Below are 21,425 nucleotides of genomic sequence, written 5' to 3' on the forward strand. Positions count from 1 at the left end.
TCCGCGTCCTCTTGACGAAGCAGAGCGTCGAGAACTTCATTCCCACGCTGGAGCGTGCGGAACGATAATCTCAACTATCGTGCGACGCTCCGAGTCGTAAAGCCCAATGCTGGAGCGTAGCGATAACCGCCAGCGGTTTTCTGTCGTGCACCTGTCGCCCCCTACACCCTCTTGTACAACTGGCTGCCTTCCTGCTTGAAGCGCTCGGCCTGCTCGGCCAGGCCTTTGGCAACATCGACGTCTACCGCCTCGATGCGCTGATTGGCGGCGTACTCGCGGACTTCTTGAGTGATCTTCATCGAGCAGAATTTAGGCCCGCACATGGAGCAGAAATGCGCGACCTTGGCCGAATCCTTGGGCAGGGTTTCGTCGTGGTACGAACGCGCGGTGTCCGGGTCCAGGCCGAGGTTGAACTGGTCTTCCCAGCGGAACTCGAAACGCGCTTTGCTCAAGGCGTTGTCGCGGATCTGCGCACCCGGATGGCCTTTGGCAAGATCCGCCGCATGAGCCGCGATCTTGTAGGTGATGATCCCGGTTTTGACATCATCCTTGTTCGGCAGCCCCAGATGCTCCTTGGGCGTGACGTAACACAACATGGCGCAGCCGAACCAGCCGATCATGGCGGCACCGATGCCCGAGGTGATGTGGTCGTAACCCGGCGCGATGTCGGTGGTCAGCGGGCCCAGGGTGTAGAACGGCGCTTCGTCGCAGCACTCCAGTTGCTTGTCCATGTTCTCCTTGATCAACTGCATCGGCACATGGCCGGGGCCTTCGATCATGGTCTGCACATCATGCTTCCAGGCGATCTTGGTCAGTTCACCCAGCGTTTCCAGCTCACCGAACTGCGCCGCATCGTTGGCATCGGCAATAGAGCCCGGACGCAGGCCGTCGCCCAGCGAGAAGCTGACGTCGTAGGCCTTCATGATTTCGCAGATGTCTTCGAAATGGGTGTAAAGGAAGTTTTCCTTGTGGTGCGCCAGGCACCATTTGGCCATGATCGAACCGCCACGGCTGACGATACCGGTGACACGCTTGGCGGTCAGCGGCACGTAACGCAGCAACACACCGGCGTGGATGGTGAAGTAATCGACGCCCTGCTCGGCCTGCTCGATCAACGTGTCGCGAAACAGCTCCCAGGTCAGGTCCTCGGCTGCACCGCCCACCTTTTCCAGCGCCTGATAGATCGGCACCGTACCGATCGGCACCGGCGAATTGCGGATGATCCACTCGCGGGTTTCGTGAATGTGCTTGCCAGTGGACAGGTCCATGACCGTGTCCGAGCCCCAGCGGATACCCCAGGTCAGCTTGGCGACTTCTTCTTCGATGGAAGAACCCAATGCGCTGTTGCCGATGTTGCCGTTGATCTTCACCAGGAAGTTGCGGCCAATGATCATCGGCTCAAGCTCGACGTGGTTGATGTTGGCCGGGATGATCGCGCGGCCCCGGGCAATCTCTTCACGCACGAACTCGGCAGTGATTTCCTTCGGGGTGCTCGCGCCAAAGCTGTGCCCGGCATGTTGCTGGGTCAGCAGACCTGCGGCGCGGGCTTCCTGAAGCTTCATGTTCTCGCGGATGGCGACGTATTCCATCTCGGCGGTGATGATGCCCTGACGCGCGTAGTGCATCTGGCTGACGTTGGCGCCGGCCTTGGCCCGGCGCGGGTTGCGCACATGGGCAAAGCGCAACGCGGTGAGTTCGGCATCGCTCAGGCGTTGCTGGCCGAAGCTGGAACTCAGGCCCGGCAGACGCTCGGTGTCATTGCGCGAGTCGATCCATGGCGAACGCACGTCGGCCAGGCCTTTGCGCACGTCGATGATCACATTGGGGTCGGTGTAGGGGCCGGAGGTGTCATAGACCGTGACCGGGGCGTTGATCTCGCCGCCAAAGTCGGTCGGGGTGACGTCCAGGGTGATTTCGCGCATGGGCACGCGGATGTCCGGGCGCGAGCCCTGAACGTAGATTTTCTGCGAACGGGTAAACGGCTGTACCGATCCGGAATCGACTTGCGCCGACTCGCTCAAATGGGCTGCGTTTTTTGCTTTTATACTCATCACGGCTCTCCAGACATCCAGTTGCGGATTTATTGTCGGAGTGACCTGACATGACGGACGGGTGCACCAGTGCTGGTGCTGAGTATCGAAAGGAGGCGAAACTGTTCATTATTTGAACAATCGACCCCGGACGGCACTCAAGAGGACTCGCCGGGAGACGAGAAATCTTGTTCCCTACGCAGGCGCTAACCTGATCAGGTTCAACGGGATCCGGTTTAACCGATCTCAGCCTCATAGCAAGGCACCCCGACAAGAACGCCGCCAGTCTATGACGGGGTGCCGTCGCAACGCCAGCCTATTTGCACGGGGCTCGATAAATGGCGCAAATCGACGATTGTTGCCAAAAGCGTCTGGCTCTACACTCCCTAGCCCGGTTTCTCTTCAACCCGAACTGTAATTATTTTCTTCATGAACAGGGAATGCCTCATGTTGCGCAAACTTTCGTTGGTCGTGGCTGTTTCGTTTGCGTCCAGCGGGTTGACGTGGGCAGCCGAATTGCCAATGCCAACGCAGACAGGGCTGTTGAGCGTTTATCGGCAGGCTGTGGACAACAACGCCGACCTCGCAGCCTCGCGCGCCGATTACGATGCGCGCAAGGAAGCCGTGCCGCAGGCCCGCGCCGGTTTGCTGCCGAATATTTCCGGCAGCGCCCAGAACAGCAGCACCCGCACCAGCATCGATCAGCCCAGAGCCGTGGCCACCCGCAGCGGCAACCTCTATCAGGCCACGCTGAGCCAGCCGATCTTCCGCGCTGACCGCTGGTTCCAGTTGCAGGCTGCCGAAGCGAGCAACGAACAGGCAGCACTGGAACTGTCGGCTACCGAGCAGAATCTGATCCTGCAATCGGCGCAAAGCTATTTCAGCGTATTGCGTGCACAGGACAATCTGGCCTCGACCAAAGCCGAGGAAGCGGCCTTCAAGCGCCAGCTGGATCAGGCCAACGAGCGCTTCGATGTCGGCCTGTCGGACAAGACCGATGTGCTGCAGGCGCAGGCCAGCTATGACACGTCACGCGCCAGCCGACTGATTGCCCAGCGTCAGGTCGACGACGCCTTTCAGGCGCTGGTGACGCTGACCAACCGCGAATACAACTCGATCGAAGGCATCGTACATACCCTGCCGGTGCTGGCGCCGACGCCCAATGACGCCAAGGCCTGGGTCGATACTGCCGCGCAGCAGAACCTCAATCTGCTGGCCAGCAACTACGCAGTCAGTGCCGCCGAAGAAACCCTGCGTCAGCGCAAGGCCGGGCACGCGCCGACGCTCGATGCCGTGGCGACCTATCAGCGTGGCGATAACGATGCACTGGGTTTCAGCAACCCCAACTACACCGGCCGCAACTACGGCGGCGACGTCGAGCAGCGCAGCATCGGCGTGCAGCTGAATATCCCGATCTACAGCGGCGGCCTGACCAGTTCACAGGTACGCGAAGCCTATGCGCGCCTGAGCCAGAGCGAGCAACGCCGTGAAAGCCTGCGTCGTCAGGTGGTGGAAAACACGCGCAACCTGCATCGCGCGGTGAATACCGATGTGGAGCAGGTCCAGGCCCGCAAGCAGTCGATCATCTCCAACCAGAGCGCGCTGGAAGCCACGGAAATCGGTTATCAGGTCGGCACCCGCAACATCGTCGACGTGCTGGATGCGCAACGCCAGCTGTATGCCTCGGTGCGTGACTACAACAACACGCGTTACGACTACATCCTCGACAACCTGCGTCTCAAGCAGGCAGCAGGCACCCTGAACCCGGGCGACCTGCAGGACCTGTCGCGCTACCTGAAGGCCGACTACAACCCGGACAAAGACTTCCTGCCGCCGGAACTGGCGACTGCCGCGCAGAAGAACTTCGAGCGACCTGCTAAGCGCTGAGATTGCTGACCCATCTGGATGCTCTGCGCCCGACTTCAAGTCATGCAGCGCGACGCAGATTTGTGACGCGGAGCGTCACCCAAGGCATTCCCACGCTGGAGCGTGAGGAACGATAGGCGTCTGGACGAGCTCAACTATCGTGCCGACGCTCTGCGTCGGCATGCCGTTCTGGACGCTATGCCTCCTCCCCGATTCAGCGCCTGCCCATCAACCGCCCGATCCCGTCGAGCAGGCGTTGCAGTGCGCCCTGATTGGCCTTCATCACCTCAAGCCCGGCATCAGCCATGTTGCGCGCCTGCTGCGGCTGGTCGAAAAGACCCTGCACGGCGGTGGCCAGCGCTGCTGCATCGTTGACCTCTTGCAACGCACCGGCCTTGCGCAGCATGGCGGCGATCTCGAGGAAGTTGAACAGGTGCGGGCCGCTGAGCACCGGCTTGGCCAGTGCCGCAGGCTCCAGCAGGTTGTGTCCGCCATTGGGCACCAGGCTGCCGCCAACGAAAGCGATGTCAGCCAGTGCATAGAGAAACAGCAATTCCCCCATGGTATCGCCCATCAGCACCGAGACGTCAGACGTGACAGCCTGCGCGGATGAGCGCCTTACCGTCGCAAAGCCCTGCTGCTGACACAACGCATGCACACTGTCGAAACGCTCGGGGTGGCGCGGCACCAGAATCAGCAGCGCATCGGGGTGACTGGTCAGTAACGTGCGATGAGCCGCCAGCACGCTTTCATCCTCGCCCGCATGTGTGCTGGCCGCGATCCAGACAGGCCGCTGCGTGGTCTGCCATTGTTCGCGCTGGTGGGCGGCACGCTGCAGAAGCTGCGGGTCGATGCTCAGGTCGAACTTGATCGAGCCGGTCACCGCCACGCACTCGGGACGTGCGCCCAGATCACGAAAGCGCTGCGCCTCAGCTTCAGTCTGCACCGCAAACCAGGCCATTTCCGCCAGCATCGGTCGCGTCAGCCCGGCAAAGCGTGCGTAACCCCGCGCCGAACGCTCCGACAGCCGGGCGTTGGCAAGCACAACAGGAATCCCGCGCAGGGAACACTGATGGATGTGGTTGGGCCACAGCTCGGTTTCCATGATGATCCCCAGCCGTGGCTGTACCTGATCGAGAAAACCAGCAGCCGCCCACGGCAGGTCGTAGGGCAGGTAGCAATGCTGAATTCGTGGCTCACTGGCGAACAATGCCTTGATTCGCTCCGAACCTGTGGGCGTCATGCAAGTCACAGTGATCGGCAACTGCGGATATTGCACCAGCAGCGACCGAATCATGGGCGCTGCAGCGATGCTTTCACCCACCGACACCGCATGCACCCAGATACCGCCCCGCTGCATGACCGGCAAGCCGCGGGCGAAGCGCTCGCCGATGCGCTGGCGATACGCCGGAGCCTTGCGCGCACGCAACCACAGACGCAGGGCAACCAGCGGCAGGCCGAGATGAAACAGTCCGGTATAAAGAGTTCTATTCATGGGCGCGGAGTTTATCAGCCCGCCATCACAAGCCGCTAGAATGCGCAGCCTGACGAAAAGGAATGCACCATGAACGCTTATTACCTACTGGCTATCGCCGTTTGCGCGGAAGTCATCGCTACCACGTCCATGAAAGCCGTGAAGGGATTCAGCACCCCGCTGCCCCTGTTGCTGCTGATTACCGGCTATGCGATCGCGTTCTGGATGCTGATTCTGGTAATGCGCACGATCCCGGTGGGCATCACCTACGCCATCTGGTCGGGCATGGGCATCGTCATGGTCAGCATCGCCGCGTTCTTCATCTACGGCCAGAAACTCGACCTGCCCGCGCTGCTGGGCATGGGCATGATCGTGGCAGGCGTGGCGGTCATTCAGCTGTTCTCGAAAACCGCCGGGCATTGAAAACCCGATCCTTTATAATGCTCGTACTTTTCGCTCACTGAGGTGCTCATGCCATCGGTTATTTCCACTGACGTGCTGATTGTCGGGGCTGGCGTCGCCGGTCTCTGGCTCAATGCCCGGTTGCGTCGTCAAGGGTTCTCGACAGTGCTGGTAGAAAGCGCCAGCCTGGGTGGCGGGCAAAGCCTCAAGTCTCAGGGGATCATCCACGGCGGCGCCAAGTACGCGCTGCACGGCGCGCTGTCCGGCGCCTCCGAAGCCATTGCCGACATGCCGCGTCGCTGGCGTGAGGCCCTCGATGGCAAGGGCGAGCTGGATCTTTCCGGTGTACGCCTGCTGTCCGAGGCCCATTACCTGTGGTCGCCAGGCACCATCGCCGGCAATCTCACCAGTTTCTTCGCCAGCAAGGCCGTGCGCGGTCGCGTGGATCAGGTCAAGGGCGAGCAACTGCCGCCAGCCCTGCAAAACCCCAAATTCAAAGGCAAGGTCTATCGGCTTGCCGAGCTGGTGGTCGATGTACCCAGTCTGATCGGGCGTCTCGCCGAACTGGCCGGTGACAGCCTGCTGGCCGGTCAGCACATCGAGCCGCTCTTCGAGGACGATGAACTGATCGGTCTGCGCGTCGACGGTCGCGATATCCATGCACAGCGCATCGTACTCAGTGCCGGCGGCGGCAATGCCGACCTGCTGAACGCGCTTGGCGTATCGCAACCGCAGATGCAGCGCCGCCCGTTGCACATGGTGCTGGTCAAGGGGCCGACCCTGAAGCCGCTGTTCGCTCACTGCCTCGGCGGCGGGCCCAAGCCACGCATCACCGTGACCACGCACCCGGCAGCAGATGGCCAGTGGGTGTGGTATCTGGGCGGCGACCTGGCCGAAGCCGATGGCGTGGCGCGCCAACCGGACGAGCAGATCGCCGTTGCGCGCAAAGAGCTCGAGGCGCTGCTGCCGTGGGTCGATCTGAGTCAGGCGCAGTGGGCGACCCTGCGTGTTGATCGTGCCGAGCCTGCTCAATCAGGACTGGTGCGCCCGGACAACGCCTTCCTCGACAGCCAGCAACGTCTGATGATCGGCTGGCCGACCAAGCTGGCCCTGGCTCCGGACTTCGCCGACCGAGTCCTGTCGCAGCTGTCCAGAGACGGTATCCACCCGACCCCGCAAGCTCCGCTGAGCGATGTGCCACGGCCTCCAATGGCCATACCTGTCTGGGATGAGCTGCTGCCATGAGCCTGAAAACCCTGCACGATCTGCATCGCCCGCTGGGCAGTACCGGCCTGAACGTATCGCCGCTGGGGCTGGGCACCGTCAAACTGGGGCGCGACCAGGGCGTCAAATACCCCAGCGGCTTCAAGATTCCCGATGACCAGCAGGCGCAGATGCTGCTGCGCATGGCCCGCGACATGGGCATCAACCTGATCGACACGGCACCTGCCTATGGCACCAGCGAAGAGCGCCTGGGACCGCTGCTGCGCGGTCAGCGCCAGGACTGGGTGATCGTCAGCAAGGTTGGCGAGGAGTTCGTCAACGGCCAGTCGAGCCATGACTTCAGCGCCACCCATACACGCACATCGGTCGAGCGCAGCCTGAAACGTCTTGAAACCGACTTTCTCGATCTGGTCCTGGTGCATTCGGACGGCAACGATCTGGCGATTCTCAACGACGCCGAGGTGTACCAGACACTCGCTGATCTCAAGCGCGAAGGCAAGATTCGCGGTTTCGGCTTTTCCGGCAAGACCGTCGAAGGCGGCCTGCTGGCGCTGCGTGAGGGTGACTGCGCAATGGTCACTTACAATCTCAACGAACAGGATGAAAAGCCGGTTCTGGATTACGCGCAGGCTCATGGCAAAGGCATTCTGGTGAAGAAGGCACTGGCCAGTGGTCATGTCTGCCTGACACCCGGCATGGATCCGGTCCAAGCCAGTTTCCAGCTACTGTTTGAACATCCGGCGGTTGCCAGTGCTATTGTCGGCACCATCAACCCGTTGCACCTGGCACACAACGTTGCAACTGCCGCTGCCGTGATTTGCCGTCAAGCCTGATTAAGGCGGCCGACCCCAACGCAAGAAGGAGCCGTTATGCCGCGAACACTGATCCGGAAGAATCCCAGCAACTTCAAGACCCTGCCGCTGTTTGTCGAAGCCACTGCGGAAAGCCTGAGCTACCAGAGCGTCGGCATGCCGATGAACTTCGCGCAGACCTTGCAGCGGCGGCGCAAAATCGACGTGCCGGACACCGAACATTTCGCCACCGAGCTGGCCAATCTGGGGGTCTCCGTTCGCCTGACCGTCAGTTGGCAGAACCGCGACTACTGGGTGCTGGTCCGCCAGCGTCGTCAGGATCGCGGCGACGTCGTGCTCAAGCTGATCTCGGGTTATGTCCCGGCCCATGAGCTGACGCTGCCGCTGCACACCGCGATTCAGGAAGTGGCCGAAGAGTGCCTGATCGAAACACCGCAGGGCTGGCTCAGCGGGCTGTTCAAGGAGACCTGGCTGCCTGCGCCCTACGCCGCCGCGCTGCATTATCGCGAGGCCATGCCCTTTCGCCTGAGCCCCCTCTCCGGCGCCGCGAGACCGGTGCGAACCGGCAGCCTGACCCTGTTGGAACGTCCACGGGCCTATGTGCATTTGCCCACGGCGTCCTTGCAGCTGATTTACGACATGCGCCTGGAAATCCCCAAGGAAGCGCGCCCGGTCAGTCTTTTCCATGTCGACGAAGCTCTGGAAAACGATCAACTGGTCGCCCGCCTCAACCGTAGCAAACCTGACCTGTACCTGATGCCGCTGGAGAACGGCGCCCCTCTGCCCGAGCTGTACACGCTCAAGCGTGACAAGCTGAGTCCGGCCGGCACGAGAGGGCTGTACCTGGCCGAGAGCTTCGCTGCGCAGGATGGCTGGGTAGTGCGTGAAGAGCGGATTCGCTGGAAGGACTGGCTGCGTCAGCAGGGCATGGCCCCACCGGCGAAGAAGTCAGGGCTCAAACGCCTGACCGGCAAGGCCAGGGAGCTGCTGCAGATAGCGCGTGGCAGCCTGAGCAAGTAAGTCGGCCAGCGGCTGCAAGGCACTGAAACCTTGAGCGCGCCGGCATTCAAACGGCAACGTTGCGGTTACTGGGCGCGAATCTTCTCGACAATCGCGGTGGTGGAGCTGTTTTCCACCAGCCCCAGCACACGTACCTCGCCGCCGTAAGCCTGAACGATATCGGCACCGACCACCTGATCGACACCGTAATCACCGCCCTTGACCAGCACGTCGGGCTTGACGTGGGTCAGCAGGTTTTCCGGGGTTCCTTCCGGGAAGCTGATCACCCAGTCCACGGCCCCCAGACCTGCCAGCACCGCCATGCGCCGGTCAACGCTGTTGATCGGTCGGCCCGGCCCTTTCAGGCGGCTGACAGACGCATCGTCGTTGACCGCAACGATCAGGCGATCACCCAAGGCACGCGCCTGCTCCAGGTAGGTCACATGACCTGCGTGGAGAATGTCGAAGCAGCCATTGGTGAAGACGATCTTTTCCTTGTGCGCGCGCGCATCATCGACCGCCAGCAGCAGTTGCTCCAGCCCCAGCACGCCGCGCTCGGAGCCCTCTTCGCGCTGAATCGCCCGGCGCAGCTCGGGGGCGCTGATGGCCGCAGTGCCCAGCTTGCCGACCACGGTGCCCGCCGCCAGATTGGCCAGCGCCACCGCATGTGGCAGCTCCTCGCCGGCAGCAATCGCTGCCGCCAGGGTAGAGATCACCGTATCACCAGCGCCGGTCACATCGAACACTTCGCGGGCACGGGCCGGCAGGTGCAGCGCCTGCTGATCAGGACGCAACAGGGTCATGCCATGTTCGCCACGGGTCACCAGCAGCGCGCCGAGATCGAGCTCTTGCATCAACTGCGCACCCTTGGTGACCAGTTGTGCCTCATCGACACAATGACCGACGATGGCCTCGAATTCGCTGAGGTTCGGCGTGATCAGGCTCGCGCCGCGATAGATCGCGAAATCCTTGCCCTTGGGATCGGCCAGCACCGGAATGCCGCGCTTGCGGGCGGCCTGAATCAGCGTCTGATGGTTTTTCAGTGCGCCCTTGCCGTAGTCGGACAGGACCAGCACCTTGATGCCGTCCAGCAAGCTGTAAACCTCTGCGCTCAGGGCCAGCGGATCGGTCCTGAATGGTTCTTCGAAATCGATGCGCAACAATTGCTGGTGGCGACTCATGACACGCAGTTTGACGATGGTTGGCTGATCGGCGATGCGCTGAAAGCGCGCCAGCACACCAGCAGCCTTCAGGCTGTTGGTCAGACTTTCAGCCGCCTCGTCATCCCCCGTCACACCGACCAGCGAAGCGGGGGCGCCCAGCGCAGCGATATTCAAGGCCACGTTGGCAGCACCGCCCGGACGGTCCTCGATCTGATCGACCTTGACCACAGGCACTGGCGCTTCGGGGGAAATACGCGAGGTACCACCATGCCAGTATCTGTCGAGCATGACATCGCCAACCACCAGGACAGGGGCCTGATCAAAGCGCGGCATGGATAGCTTCATGGAACAACCCGTACTTGAAAAATGGACAGGGGCGGAATCTTAGCACAGGGGTTTGCAACCGACAGGCTGTTGAATCACGCCACCCAAAAGGCAGGCGGACCGCCTGGGTCCGCCCGGTGAACGTCAGGTCAGACAGCGCCGACAGGCGAAGGCTCGTCCAGCCCCATGGCATGCAGGCGGGCGTAATAGCCGTTCTGCGCCAGCAGTTCAGAGTGCGTACCGCGCTCGACGATCTGCCCGGCATCCATGACCAGAATCAGGTCGGCCTTCTCGATGGTCGAAAGGCGGTGGGCGATGACCAGCGTGGTACGGCCCTTCATGACGTGATCCAGCGCCGCCTGAATGTGCCGTTCGGACTCGGTGTCCAGCGCCGAGGTGGCTTCGTCGAGAATCAGCAAAGGAGCGTTCTTGAGCAGCGCGCGGGCAATGGCCAGACGCTGGCGTTGACCGCCGGACAGCAGCACCCCGTTTTCGCCCACCTGGGTATCGAAACCCTGCGGCAACTGGTCGATGAATTCCTTGGCATACGCATCAGCGGCAGCCGCTTCGATGTCGGCACGCGGCGCGCCAGCCAGATCGCCGTAGGCAATGTTGTTGGCAATCGTGTCGTTGAACAGCGTGACGTTCTGATTGACCTGAGCAATGTGCCTGCGCAGGTTACGCAAGCGATAATCGTTGATTTCAACGCCATCGAGCAGGATGTTGCCCATGTCGTGCCCGTAGAAACGCGGGATCAGGTTGGCCAGGGTTGACTTGCCGCTGCCGGAACGCCCTACCAGGGCAATCATCTGCCCCGGCGCAGCGGAGAAACTGATGTCGTTCAACACCTGACGCGCAGTCTGCGGGTAGAAGAAGCTGAGGTTCTTCACCTCGAGGTGGCCGGTCACGCGATCACGCTCGATGGTGCCGGTATCGACTTCCTCTTCCACATCCAGCTGTTCGAAAATGCTCTCGGCACCAGCGACACCTTTCTGGATCGTCGAACTGACTTCCGACAGCTGACGAATCGGCTTGGGCAGCAGGCCCGCAGCGGTGATATAGGCAACCAGATCACCCGCAGTCGCGTCGCCACGCAGGAACAGCACCAGGAACATCAGCACCGCCATGGCGCTGTAGATCACCAGTTGCAGCATCGGCGTGTAGATGGCGCCGGTCTTGGTCATGCGCAGCTGCTTTTTGGTGTTGCTGTTGCTGGCCTGGGCAAAGCGCGCCTGCTCGTAGGACTCGCCACCGAAGCTGCGGACTACGCGATAGCCCTGAATGGTTTCCGAGGCAACATGCGTGACATCGCCCATCGCCACCTGGATCTTCTTGCTCTGCTTGCGGAATTTCTTGCTCGCGGTGCCGACCATGACGGCAATCAACGGCAGAATTGCAAGCATCACCAGCGTCAGCTTCCAGTTCATCATTAGCAGATAGATGAACAGGAACACCACGGTCAGGCCTTCGCGAATCACCACCTTGATGGCATCGGTGGCAGCGCCGGTCACCATCGTGACGTTGAAGGTGATGCGCGAGATCAGATGGCCGGAATTGGTCGTGTCGAAGTAGCGATTGGGCAGCACCAGCAGCTTGTTGAACAGCTCTACGCGCAAATCATGCACCAGCCCGAGGGAAACCTTGGCCAGGAAATAGTTGCCCAGAAACGAGCCCAGCCCCTGCCATGCGGCGATCAGCACGATCAGCAGCGGCACGGCCTGCAACAGCTGCAACTCGCGCAGATAAGGGACATTGGGAAACAGCACCGCTTCGGGATTGGTCAGGCCGTCGACGAAATATTTCAGGATGCCGGCGAGCATCGGCTGGGTCGAGGCGAAGATCACGAAACCAATGATGCTGAGCAGGAAAATGCCCACATACGGACGCACATAAGACAACAGGCGGAAATAGATTTTCACGCTGGAGGTTGTGGACGATTCGGAGGTTGTCATGAGAATCCGTCGTGTTAAAAAGAGGCCGAATTGTATCACAGCAGTTTTCGCGGCTGCCTGCTGCGGTAACATAGGCGGCTCGTCCATTCCCCGGGGGTTCTGATCGCTGCCTGAAGCCTGCACGTCTGGCTTCTGTATGACGACCAGGAACCCCTGGGGCGTAAAAACCGGAGTATCGATGCAAGCGTTTGACCACGCCCATTACCTTGAACTGGTTCAAGGTGCCGAAGTGCTTGAAGCCGACGGCACGGGCGACAAAGTACTCCGTCTGCGTGACGGCTCCATGTTGAAGTTGTTTCGGCGCAAACGCATTGTCAGCTCCGCAGCCTGGTACCCCTACGCGCAGCGCTTCGCAGACAACTGTGAAACGCTGATCAAACGCGGCATTCCCTGCCCGCGCATACGCTCGGTCAGCCGCATCGCCGAGATCGAGCGCGATGCCGTGCATTATGATCCGCTGGCTGGCTTCACCCTGCGTCAGCTGCTGGGCAGTGCGGTGGCCGACGACAAGCTGCGCAGGCAACTGGGAAGCTTCATTGCCGGGCTGCATGAAAAGGGCATCTACTTTCGCTCGGCCCATCTTGGCAACGTGATACTCACGCCGGAAGGCAGCCTCGGCCTGATTGACATCGCCGACATGAAAACCTATCGCCGCGCCTTGCGCAAAAGCCTTCGCTTGCGCAACTTCAAACACATGCTGCGTTATCAGGAAGACCGCCAATGGCTGCTGGACAACGGCAACCCGGCTTTCCTCGATGGCTACATGAGCGCGCAGACCCTGTGCGACACCTCTGAACTGGCCCAGGCTGTTCAATAAACCTGCCCCATGAAAAATGGCCGCTTTCGAAGCGGCCATTTTTTGATGCTACTGCTGCTGCCTGAGCCGATGCGTCTGCACCACTCGCCCGAGCACCATGGTCGCCGGTAGCAGCACCAGCACCCAGAGCTCGTCTGGGTTGCCGACCAGCTGGCCGCCGTCGAAGTTAAGCATGACCAGCGCACACACCAGGTAGAGACCCCAGGCATCGCCGTTGCGCACCGCGTCCCACAGTGTCATCGCCATCACGACCAGAAACATCACCAGCGAAGCGGCACCGGTATACAGCCCCAGCGACACGAAAATATTGTGCGGGTGCTGGATCGGTATGCCGCCCGTCAGGGTCTGGGTCGTGTAGAAATCGACACCACAGCCGAGCACCCAGCCGCAGCGACGCCATTCACCGGTCATGATTTCAAACAGCTCGATGCGGTAGGAATCCCCTCTGACCATCAGCAGGGCGACCCACTGTTCATCCTTGACGAACCAGAAGGCTGCCGCTGCCACGACGCCCAGCGCCAACAAGGCGACTATCGTGCGCAGTGGAAAACGGTACAGCGCATAGGCAGTGCAGACGGCGAACAGAACCGCGCAACCCACCAGCGCAGTGCGCGTCTGCACGACAAAGGCGGTTATCACCAGCGTGACAAGAACGGCGCAGACGGCCTCGACCCAGCGCCGCTCTCTTGCCCACAGCGGCATGGCCAACGCCAGGCTGCAGACCAGCCAGGCACTGGCGTAGATCACGTTCTCCATTCGCCCCGGCAGAATCGCCACACGCTGGCCGAAATCGAACTGCCCGGTCACCCAGCTGTGAATGCTGCTGAGCAGGATGTACAGGCACAGCGCCCAGAACATGCTGCGCACGAATACACCGCGCCTGAAGAAACCGTTGTCGGTGATCCCGGCCACGATGAAGACAAACAGGCTGACGTAAATGATGTGCTTGTAATACTGGAACTCCTGCGCCTGCAGCGCGGGGACCAGAAAACAGGCCATGAACACCGCCCAGGCGATGCCCAGGGGCTTGGCAAACACGCAAGCGCCGCGGTACTTGATCAGGAAGAACAAGCCCGGCAGCGCCGTGAATGCATAAAACAGATTGTTGGTGATCTTGGCTGAGGGGTTGAGGATGAAACTCAGCAGGAAGATGACGATGGCAGCCGTAAAGTACTGCTGTACTTTGTTGCCGGGTACTCTTATCGGGTCAACTGACATTATTAAGCAACCAACCTGCTACTAGGCCAGCGAGCACTGCGACGATCAGCTTGATGCGATCCCGACGTTTGCGACGCTGTTTGTCAAGCCGCTCCTGCGGCACCTCCACGTGCTCACCAAACCCGGTGTGCAACACGGCATCATTTTCCAGAATCAGAGCGTAACGGTTTTGCGCGGCGAATAATTGTGAAAGTTTCTTCTCGCCACCGTGTTCGGCATAAGGCGCATGCTGCAGGTAATCAGCCAGGCGGCGCAGCCCCGGATTGAAGGAAAAACCCTGCCATTCCGGCTTGTGCGAGCCCAGTTTGTAAAACGGGATACCCTCGACCACTTCACGCTCGTTCAGGTAAACGTAAGGGCTGTGGATACGCAGATCATGATTGTAGCTGCGCAACCAGACCTGCAAGGCCTGAGGGTCGTGTTCCAGCAGCGTCATCGACTCTTCGATGAAGTGCGGACGGTAGAAATCCCAGTCGTCTTCGCAATGGAACACCCAGGACGTTTCGATCAGCGAATAGGCCGCATCGACAGAGCGCATCTGCCCCAGCTTGGGGTTGTTGATGATGAAGCGCGTATGCGGGTGCCAGTGCTCGGGAATGCACGCCTGGACCCGGGCATCGCCGGAATCTTCGGTAATCAGCACATGGCGTATGGGCGCAGTGTTGAAATGGTCGAACGTTTCCAGAGTGCGCTTCAACAGGTCGAATCGACCACAACTGGTGACAACCAGCGTAATGTCGCTGTTTTCGCTGAATACCATCATTCGTTCCCAATCATTGAATATTCATAATTCCCTACCATCCCAATCGTGACCGCAGGCGATCGACCCAATTCGCCGCCGGCATGCTGCGCAGTGGCGCACGCATGGCGTCCACGATGGCTTTTCCAAGGGCATGGAATGTAAAGCGTTCCTCGACCAAAGTCTGCCCATTACGGGATATTTCACTGGCCAGTGTGACGTTATCGCGCAATTTCGCCAGCTTTTCGCGAAGTTCGGGAATGTCGCGATAGAGCACGATGTTGTGCATGTCGACAAAGCCCAGCGCGCGGTTTTCTTCAGCGCCCTGATCGAAGGCAAGCAGCACACAGCCGCATGCCATGGCCTCGAAGTTCTTGATCATGTATTCGCCCATGCCCACGTCGGCACTGACGAAAAAACGGATACGGTTCAGGGTGTCGCAATATTCTTCGCCGGACTTGGTCCGCGTGACGAGCAGATTCTCGACCTGGCCCAACTCGTCCAGCAACGCCTTGCGGCCGCTGTAAGCGACACTGTTGGTGCTGCCCACGAAGGCCAGTTCGATGTCACGCTCGCGTGCCTGCAACTGCAGCAGGCTCTGGTCATAGCCCTTGGGCACGAACACCGCATCGAAGCCTTCCTGACGCAGACGCTCGCTGACCATGAACCCCGAACAGATCACCCGCGCCCAGGGCAGCTTGCGGTAGTGCGCGCTGAACTTGCCGGTGTATTTGCACGGAATGTAGTTCTGGTAGGCATCGTGTTCGAGGATGACCAGATTGGGAATCGTGCGGATGAAGCCGACCTGACGCACTTCCTGCTTGAAACGCAGGAAAAACACGATCCGGTCATAGCGGCTGAAGTCCACCTCACGGCGGAAATAGCCACGCAGGTTGCGTTGCTCCGCAGAGCTCAGCCAGCGCACTTCGCATTCACAGTGTGCGGCGATGCCGTCATAGAGACGGTCCAGAATCGCACGCTGCTCTTTCTGGACCAGCAGTAGAACTTTCATGGTTTTCCTTGCAGTACTGCGCCTGCTGAATCAGAGATCACGGCTGCACCAGAACAACTCGTGTCGTCGCACCGCCTTGCGGAAGAATTCGTTTTCGCCCTCGGCCGGCCAGTGGCGACCGGCCAGAACGCGCTGCAGCAGACGGCGCACACGGCGCTTGAACGGCATCGGCGGCAGCAGGTCATGCATCATGCCCAACGCCATGGCCTTGTCGCGTTGCGCGGCGACCGACAATTGCAGGCTGTACGGCACCAGCGGCAGCGCGGCATCGAATACCGGTGGCAGGCTGATGCCGCTGTAGGCATCGCCCATCGGCCAACGGTCGTTGTCGTGCAGGTGGTTGGCATAACCGAGCACTACGTCCGGCTGCCATTCGAGCCCGAGCAGGGCTTCACGCAGCGCAGCTTGGGCGCAGATGTGATCGGGATGGGGATCGATGGCAGGATGCGGCATCACCACAACCTGCGGCCGGGCCTTGAGAATCAGCGCGCGCAGGTCGGCGAGCAGGTTGTTCCAGGTCGGCTGGCCGTCGTCGCCGGGCAGTGGCAGGGTATTGAATTGACGGAACAGGCGGGTATCGGTCAGATCCGCCTCCCGCGAGCCAATCGGCATATCCGGCGCAGCCTGCATGGCGGGCAGTTGCAGGCAGAAATAGCCCAATTGCACACACTGCGACTCCGGCACCCCGCCCCAGCGCGCCACGGCGATACTGTCCCAGGCCCGCAAGCGGCCCTTCATGCGCGCAGCTTCGGCGCGCTCCATGCCCATCTGCCGATAATGCTCGGCCTCGATCTCACCGGCGGTCAGCGTGATGATCCACGCCTCCTCGGCCTGGCTGTACAGTCCGAACGCGGCCAGTTCGGCATCATCGGCGTGCGGTGCGATGACCATGACACGCTGTTTTCGCGCATCCGGCTGGCGAAACAGCCAGAGTCGCGGCGTGCCGGCCAGACGGCAGCAACGCCCGCGCAGTTTCAGCACACCTGCGGCCAGCGGCTCGCCCAGCCCGGTCAGGTTCAGATAACGCACACCACTGACGCCGCGCTCGAACGCCTGCCGGTCGCTCAGACCCTGACCTTGCAACTCGACCACCGGATCGAGAAAACGTCCGAGCCAGGTGCTTTTGACCGTCAGCGCCAGTACCAGCGTCTCATCGCCATTCAGTTGCACGGCGGGGTCGATCAGCAACGTGCCGCCGTCCAGGCGGACACCCGGCACCTCGCTGTCGGCAGCAAAGGTGTACTGATAGTCGTCAGACGGCGAATAGAACAGATGATCGGCAAACCAGGCCTCATGAGCGACCCAGGCACACACAGCCAGCAGCGGTGCCAGCCACCAGGCCACCAGCACGCCGACCGCAATCAACAGGAACAGACCACCCAGCAACGCCAGCCGCTTGTTACGGCGATGGCGTTTGAGTAGTTGCTGCTTGCGACTCAAATCTGGAACACCGGAACGGGGTTGCACCATCGGTCCTTGTACTCACGGTCGGCACGACCGAAGGAAAAACGCAGTGATTTGCCCAGTGCGCGGGCGTTCTCCCAGGCGGACTGGGTATTGACGAAGCTCAGCACGCTGCCCGGGCTGAAGTCCCGGGTTTCGGGATCGACACCGCCGTTGACGTACTCGATGCTGACCCACTGCGGCGCTTCGACGCGATACACCAGTTGAATGGCAATCGGCGCATCGTTGAGAAACACCACCGAACCGATCAGCAGTTCGCGCAACAGCTCGATGACCTCGGCCTTGTGCCGGGCACCGGTCGCTTCGAAGCCCCAGCGACGCTGAAACAGATCGCAGTACATACTCGCCAGTTCGGTGCTGCTGAACTCGCTGACAGGCCTTACCGTACCGCCAGCTTCTTCGAGCAGGCGAAGCTCACGACGCTGGTTGTAACGAAATTTCTTGGACAGCTCTTCAGGCGTGCGCGCCATCGCCAGGGATTCGGCCTGTGGCTTGAAGGTACTGATGCGGCCTTCGTTGAGCGAAGACACATAGCGGGCCCGATGGCGGACCGGCACCTGGATATCATCGGCCACCGGCAGAATCAGCTCGGCATTCCCCAGGTCGAACAGCCCTTTTTTGCCATGGCGCTTGAGTTCGTCCTTGGACAGCGCCAGCGAGCGATCCCAGGTGGCGATCGCGGCCTTTACTTCACCGCCCTGCTCCCAGGCCAGATAACGCACAGCGATGCCGGAAAAGGCCGACAGGCGCGCAACCACCAACGGATGAGTGGCGACGCTGCCGCCAAACCGCTGCCAGGCCTGCTCGTAGGCAGCCGCATCGATCTGCACCCAGCCACGCTCGCGCCAGCCTTTGAATCGATTGAGCATCAGGCCCCCGCTGTCAGGCTGGAGACTTGTGGCAGACGCCAGAAAACATTACGCACAGCATGGTCGGAAAACCGCTCGCGCAAGCGCAACAGCATGCGCTCGGCACAGTCCTGACGTTGTTCGGCGTCGAGGCCGGCCATATGCACCAGGCCGTTTGCCAGGCTATGTACATCACCCAGCGGGAACAGCAGGCCGACGTCTTCGACCACTTCCCTGGCACCGCCGCATGAGGTTGCAACCAGCGGGACACCGGCGACCATCGCTTCCAGCAGGACCATGCCGAACGGTTCGTGGTCCGAGCTCAGGGCGAACACGTCGAATGCCTTGAAGTAGCGGCGCGCATCAGGCACTTGGCCGAGGAAAAGCACCTGCGGGCCGATGCCCAGCTCCAGCGCCAGGGCCTTGAGGCTTTCTTCCAGGCGACCCTTGCCGAGAATCACCAGTTGGCTGTTCTCGGGAAGATCGGGCAGCGCCTCGGCAAAACCGCGCAACAGCGTGGCCTGATCCTTGTCGGGATGCAGGCGACCGACATTGGCGACAATCCAGGCAGATGCCGACAGACCCAGCTCTGCGCGGGCATCTTCAGCGGAAAACTGACTGCCCTGCAGTTGCTCGACATCGATCCGGTTGTACAACGTCTGAATGCGCTCGGCCGGCCACTTGGGGAGGCTGCTGCGCATGTCGTCGCGAACCGCGTCGGAAACACCGAGCAGGCTCAGGCGCTTGCGAAACAGGTTGGCGAACAGCTTGCGACTGCGCCGGTGGTAATCGCCGAACGCATGATGCACACCGATCACCGGCAACTTCGTCGCCAACAGGGCGATGTACACCGGCTTGAAGCGGTGCGCGATGCAAAAGCTGAACGAGCGCGTCGCGGCGATCTTGCGCAGGTCCCGAATGGCGCCCAGCTTCAGGCCACGAATGGCGCTGGAGCTGTATTCCATGAACAGCACTTCGTCCGAACCGCAGTCAGCGACGACATCCGGATCGGCGGCACCGGTCAGAAAAACCGTCGTCACCCGATAGCCCTTGCCGGCGAACAGGCTGGCGTATTGCCGCGCGCAGTCCAGAAACGGCCCGTCATAGCTGTGACAGAACTGCAGTACGTGACGTTCAACCGAGCGTGTCATAAGCCTCGACGCCCTCTTTTACCACCAGGATGTCTTCCATGATCAGGTACTCGAGGTCCGAGCCGAAGAACATGTTCAGCGCATCGGTCGGCGAGCAGATCATCGGTTCGCCACGGCGGTTCAGCGAGGTGTTCAGGGACACGCCATTGCCGGTCAGGTTTTCCAGCGCTTTCATCATGTCGTAATAGCGCGGGTTGTATTCGCGCTTGAGCACCTGGGCTCGGGAGGTGCCGTCTTCATGGACGACTTCCGGAACGCGGGTTTTCCACTCTTCGGCCACTTCGAAGGTGAAGGTCATGAACGGTGCCGGGTGATCGATCTTGATCATCTGCGGGGCGACGGTGTCGAGCATCGACGGGCAGAAAGGCCTCCAGCGCTCACGGAACTTGATCTGATGGTTGATGCGGTCGGCCACGCCGGTGACGCTCGGGCAACCGATGATGGAACGACCGCCCAGTGCGCGCGGACCGAACTCCATGCGCCCCTGGAACCAGGCAACCGGGTTGCCCTTGACCATGATCTCGGCAATCCGCTCCGGCGTGTTGTCGATCTGGCGCCAGACCGGCTTGCTCGGGTGACGGGCACAGGCCGCGATTACATCTTCGTTGCTGTACGCAGGGCCGAGGTAGACGTGTTCCATCTTCTCGACCGGCACACCGCGGGCGTGCGATACGTAAGCCGCCGCGCCCACCGCCGTACCGGCATCGCCGGACGCAGGCTGCACGAACAGCTCTTTGACTTCAGGGCGGGCGATGATGCGCTGGTTCAATTTGACGTTCAGCGCACAGCCACCGGCGAAGGCGATCTTGCCGGTTTCCTTGAGGATGTCACCCAGGTAGTGATCCATCATCTGCAGCGCGAGCTTTTCGAACAGCGCCTGCATGCTCGCGGCGTAGTGAATGTAAGGTTCGTCGGCCACGTCACCCACGCGTTTCGGGCCGAGCCATTCGATCAGCTTCGGCGAAAAGTAGAAGCCCTTGCCGTTCTCTTTGTAGCGACGCAGGCCGATGACGTTGGCCAGCTCGGTATTGATGACCAGCTCGCCATTCTCGAAGGTCGCCAGACGCGAAAAATCATACTTGCTGGCATCGCCGTACGGTGCCATGCCCATGACCTTGAATTCGCCGTCGAGCATCTCGAAACCGAGGAACTCGGTAATCGCGCCGTACAGGCCGCCCAGCGAGTCCGGATCGAAGAATTCCTTGATCTTGTGGATCTTGCCGTTTTCACCGTAGCCGAAGAAGGTCGTGGCGTACTCGCCCTTGCCGTCGATGCCCATGATCGCGGTTTTCTCGGTGAAACCGGAACAATGGTAGGCACTGGAAGCATGGGCCAGATGGTGCTCGACCGGCTCGATCTTGATCTTTTTCGGATCGAAGCCCAGTTGCTCGAGGCACCAGACAATCTTGTTGCGATAGCGCTTGTAACGGCGATTACCCATCAGCAGCGCATCGAGGGCGCGATCCGGCGCGTACCAGTAACGCTTGGCGTAGTGCCAGCGGGCCTTGCCGAACAGGCTGATCGGGGCGAACGGAATCGCGACCACGTCGACATCCGAAGGCTTGATGCCTGCCTGTTCCAGACAGAACTTCGCCGACTCGTAGGGCATGCGGTTCTTTGCGTGCTTGTCACGAACGAAGCGCTCTTCTTCGGCCGCTGCTATCAGCTTGCCGTCGATGTAAAGCGCTGCGGAAGGATCATGGCTAAGGGCGCCGGACAGGCCAAGGATCGTCAATGCCACTAGTGTCTAGCCTCTTTAGTCTGCATGCAGGCGCAGGGCGCCCGAGAAAAGGTGTGCCCCCGCACAGCGGGCTGAGGGCAGCTAAAGGGCGGGATTATAGCGTAATGACCAACGATTGGCTCGACGCGCTGAAATGTCACTGAGGGCGGCCCGCCAGACGGTGTACGAAACGTCTCTTTCGCCACGCTG

17 protein-coding genes and 1 riboswitch are annotated in these 21,425 nt (G+C 61.0%); of the genes, 6 read left to right on the top strand and 11 right to left on the bottom strand.

Annotation, left to right across the window (positions count from 1 at the left end):
- Positions 1-161: 161 nt before the first annotated feature.
- Positions 162-2,051: a phosphomethylpyrimidine synthase ThiC gene (gene thiC / locus PCPL58_RS25740; protein WP_065350761.1), complete on the bottom strand. Its 1,890-nt coding sequence runs from the start codon at positions 2,049-2,051 to the stop codon at positions 162-164.
- Between the two features lie 154 nt (positions 2,052-2,205).
- A riboswitch (TPP riboswitch) is annotated at positions 2,206-2,310 on the bottom strand.
- 167 nt (positions 2,311-2,477) lie between these two features.
- On the opposite strand from thiC, the gene PCPL58_RS25745 reads away from it, so the two are divergent.
- Positions 2,478-3,917, top strand: a complete 1,440-nt coding sequence (locus tag PCPL58_RS25745) for a TolC family outer membrane protein (protein ID WP_065350762.1) — start codon at positions 2,478-2,480, stop codon at positions 3,915-3,917.
- A 193-nt stretch (positions 3,918-4,110) separates the two neighbouring features.
- Here PCPL58_RS25745 and waaA read toward each other — a convergent pair whose 3' ends face one another.
- Positions 4,111-5,391: a lipid IV(A) 3-deoxy-D-manno-octulosonic acid transferase gene (gene waaA, locus PCPL58_RS25750; protein ID WP_065350763.1), complete on the bottom strand. Its 1,281-nt coding sequence runs from the start codon at positions 5,389-5,391 to the stop codon at positions 4,111-4,113.
- Positions 5,392-5,460: 69 nt separating this feature from the next.
- Between waaA and PCPL58_RS25755 the strand changes: the two genes are divergently transcribed.
- The 4 genes from PCPL58_RS25755 to PCPL58_RS25770 are packed head-to-tail and all read left to right on the top strand — an operon-like array spanning position 5,461 to position 8,828.
- On the top strand, positions 5,461-5,793 hold the full coding sequence (locus PCPL58_RS25755) for an SMR family transporter (protein ID WP_002551789.1): 333 nt from the start codon (positions 5,461-5,463) through the stop codon (positions 5,791-5,793).
- A 48-nt stretch (positions 5,794-5,841) separates the two neighbouring features.
- A complete protein-coding gene (locus PCPL58_RS25760) occupies positions 5,842-7,017 on the top strand; it encodes an NAD(P)/FAD-dependent oxidoreductase (protein WP_065350764.1) in 1,176 nt (391 codons plus the stop codon).
- Positions 7,014-7,829: an aldo/keto reductase gene (locus PCPL58_RS25765; protein WP_065350765.1), complete on the top strand. Its 816-nt coding sequence runs from the start codon at positions 7,014-7,016 to the stop codon at positions 7,827-7,829. The genes PCPL58_RS25760 and PCPL58_RS25765 overlap by 4 nt, the downstream gene beginning before the upstream one ends.
- Before the next feature lie 36 nt (positions 7,830-7,865).
- A complete protein-coding gene (locus PCPL58_RS25770) occupies positions 7,866-8,828 on the top strand; it encodes a metal ABC transporter ATPase (protein WP_065350766.1) in 963 nt (320 codons plus the stop codon).
- A gap of 65 nt (positions 8,829-8,893) precedes the next feature.
- Here the strand turns inward: PCPL58_RS25770 and hldE are convergent, their stop codons facing one another.
- Together hldE and msbA are read right to left on the bottom strand one after the other, a co-directional pair.
- Positions 8,894-10,315, bottom strand: a complete 1,422-nt coding sequence (gene hldE / locus PCPL58_RS25775) for a bifunctional D-glycero-beta-D-manno-heptose-7-phosphate kinase/D-glycero-beta-D-manno-heptose 1-phosphate adenylyltransferase HldE (RefSeq protein WP_065350767.1) — start codon at positions 10,313-10,315, stop codon at positions 8,894-8,896.
- 128 nt (positions 10,316-10,443) lie between these two features.
- Positions 10,444-12,246 (bottom strand): lipid A export permease/ATP-binding protein MsbA, encoded by a 1,803-nt coding sequence (gene msbA / locus PCPL58_RS25780; protein WP_003431965.1) that lies wholly within the window; start codon positions 12,244-12,246, stop codon positions 10,444-10,446.
- Positions 12,247-12,424: 178 nt separating this feature from the next.
- Between msbA and PCPL58_RS25785 the strand changes: the two genes are divergently transcribed.
- Positions 12,425-13,063: a BUD32 family EKC/KEOPS complex subunit gene (locus PCPL58_RS25785; RefSeq protein WP_003366239.1), complete on the top strand. Its 639-nt coding sequence runs from the start codon at positions 12,425-12,427 to the stop codon at positions 13,061-13,063.
- A gap of 48 nt (positions 13,064-13,111) precedes the next feature.
- On the opposite strand, the gene PCPL58_RS25790 is transcribed toward PCPL58_RS25785, so the two are convergent.
- From PCPL58_RS25790 to PCPL58_RS25820, 7 genes are read right to left on the bottom strand one after another with little or no spacing between them, the layout of a single operon-like run.
- Positions 13,112-14,281: a hypothetical protein gene (locus PCPL58_RS25790; RefSeq protein WP_065350768.1), complete on the bottom strand. Its 1,170-nt coding sequence runs from the start codon at positions 14,279-14,281 to the stop codon at positions 13,112-13,114.
- The gene (locus tag PCPL58_RS25795) at positions 14,271-15,044 is read right to left on the bottom strand and encodes a glycosyltransferase family 2 protein (protein ID WP_044309310.1); all 774 of its coding nucleotides are present in this window, start codon (positions 15,042-15,044) and stop codon (positions 14,271-14,273) included. Before PCPL58_RS25795 ends, PCPL58_RS25790 begins: the two co-directional genes overlap by 11 nt.
- A gap of 31 nt (positions 15,045-15,075) precedes the next feature.
- Positions 15,076-16,032 carry a glycosyltransferase family protein gene (locus PCPL58_RS25800; RefSeq protein WP_065350769.1) on the bottom strand — a complete coding sequence of 319 codons (957 nt, stop codon included), beginning with the start codon at positions 16,030-16,032 and terminating at the stop codon, positions 15,076-15,078.
- A 30-nt stretch (positions 16,033-16,062) separates the two neighbouring features.
- Complete coding sequence (locus PCPL58_RS25805; RefSeq protein WP_065350770.1) at positions 16,063-17,472, bottom strand: PIG-L deacetylase family protein; 1,410 nt, start codon at positions 17,470-17,472, stop codon at positions 16,063-16,065.
- Complete coding sequence (locus PCPL58_RS25810) at positions 17,469-18,365, bottom strand: antimicrobial resistance protein Mig-14 (RefSeq protein WP_024663062.1); 897 nt, start codon at positions 18,363-18,365, stop codon at positions 17,469-17,471. Before PCPL58_RS25810 ends, PCPL58_RS25805 begins: the two co-directional genes overlap by 4 nt.
- A complete protein-coding gene (locus PCPL58_RS25815; protein ID WP_065350771.1) occupies positions 18,365-19,495 on the bottom strand; it encodes a glycosyltransferase in 1,131 nt (376 codons plus the stop codon). The genes PCPL58_RS25810 and PCPL58_RS25815 overlap by 1 nt, the downstream gene beginning before the upstream one ends.
- Entirely contained in the window at positions 19,479-21,236 is a 1,758-nt protein-coding gene (locus tag PCPL58_RS25820; RefSeq protein WP_003431977.1) for a carbamoyltransferase family protein, read from the bottom strand. The genes PCPL58_RS25815 and PCPL58_RS25820 overlap by 17 nt, the downstream gene beginning before the upstream one ends.
- Positions 21,237-21,425: the final 189 nt, after the last annotated feature.

This window comes from Pseudomonas cerasi (assembly GCF_900074915.1).
Classification (GTDB): Bacteria; Pseudomonadota; Gammaproteobacteria; order Pseudomonadales; family Pseudomonadaceae; genus Aquipseudomonas; species Aquipseudomonas cerasi.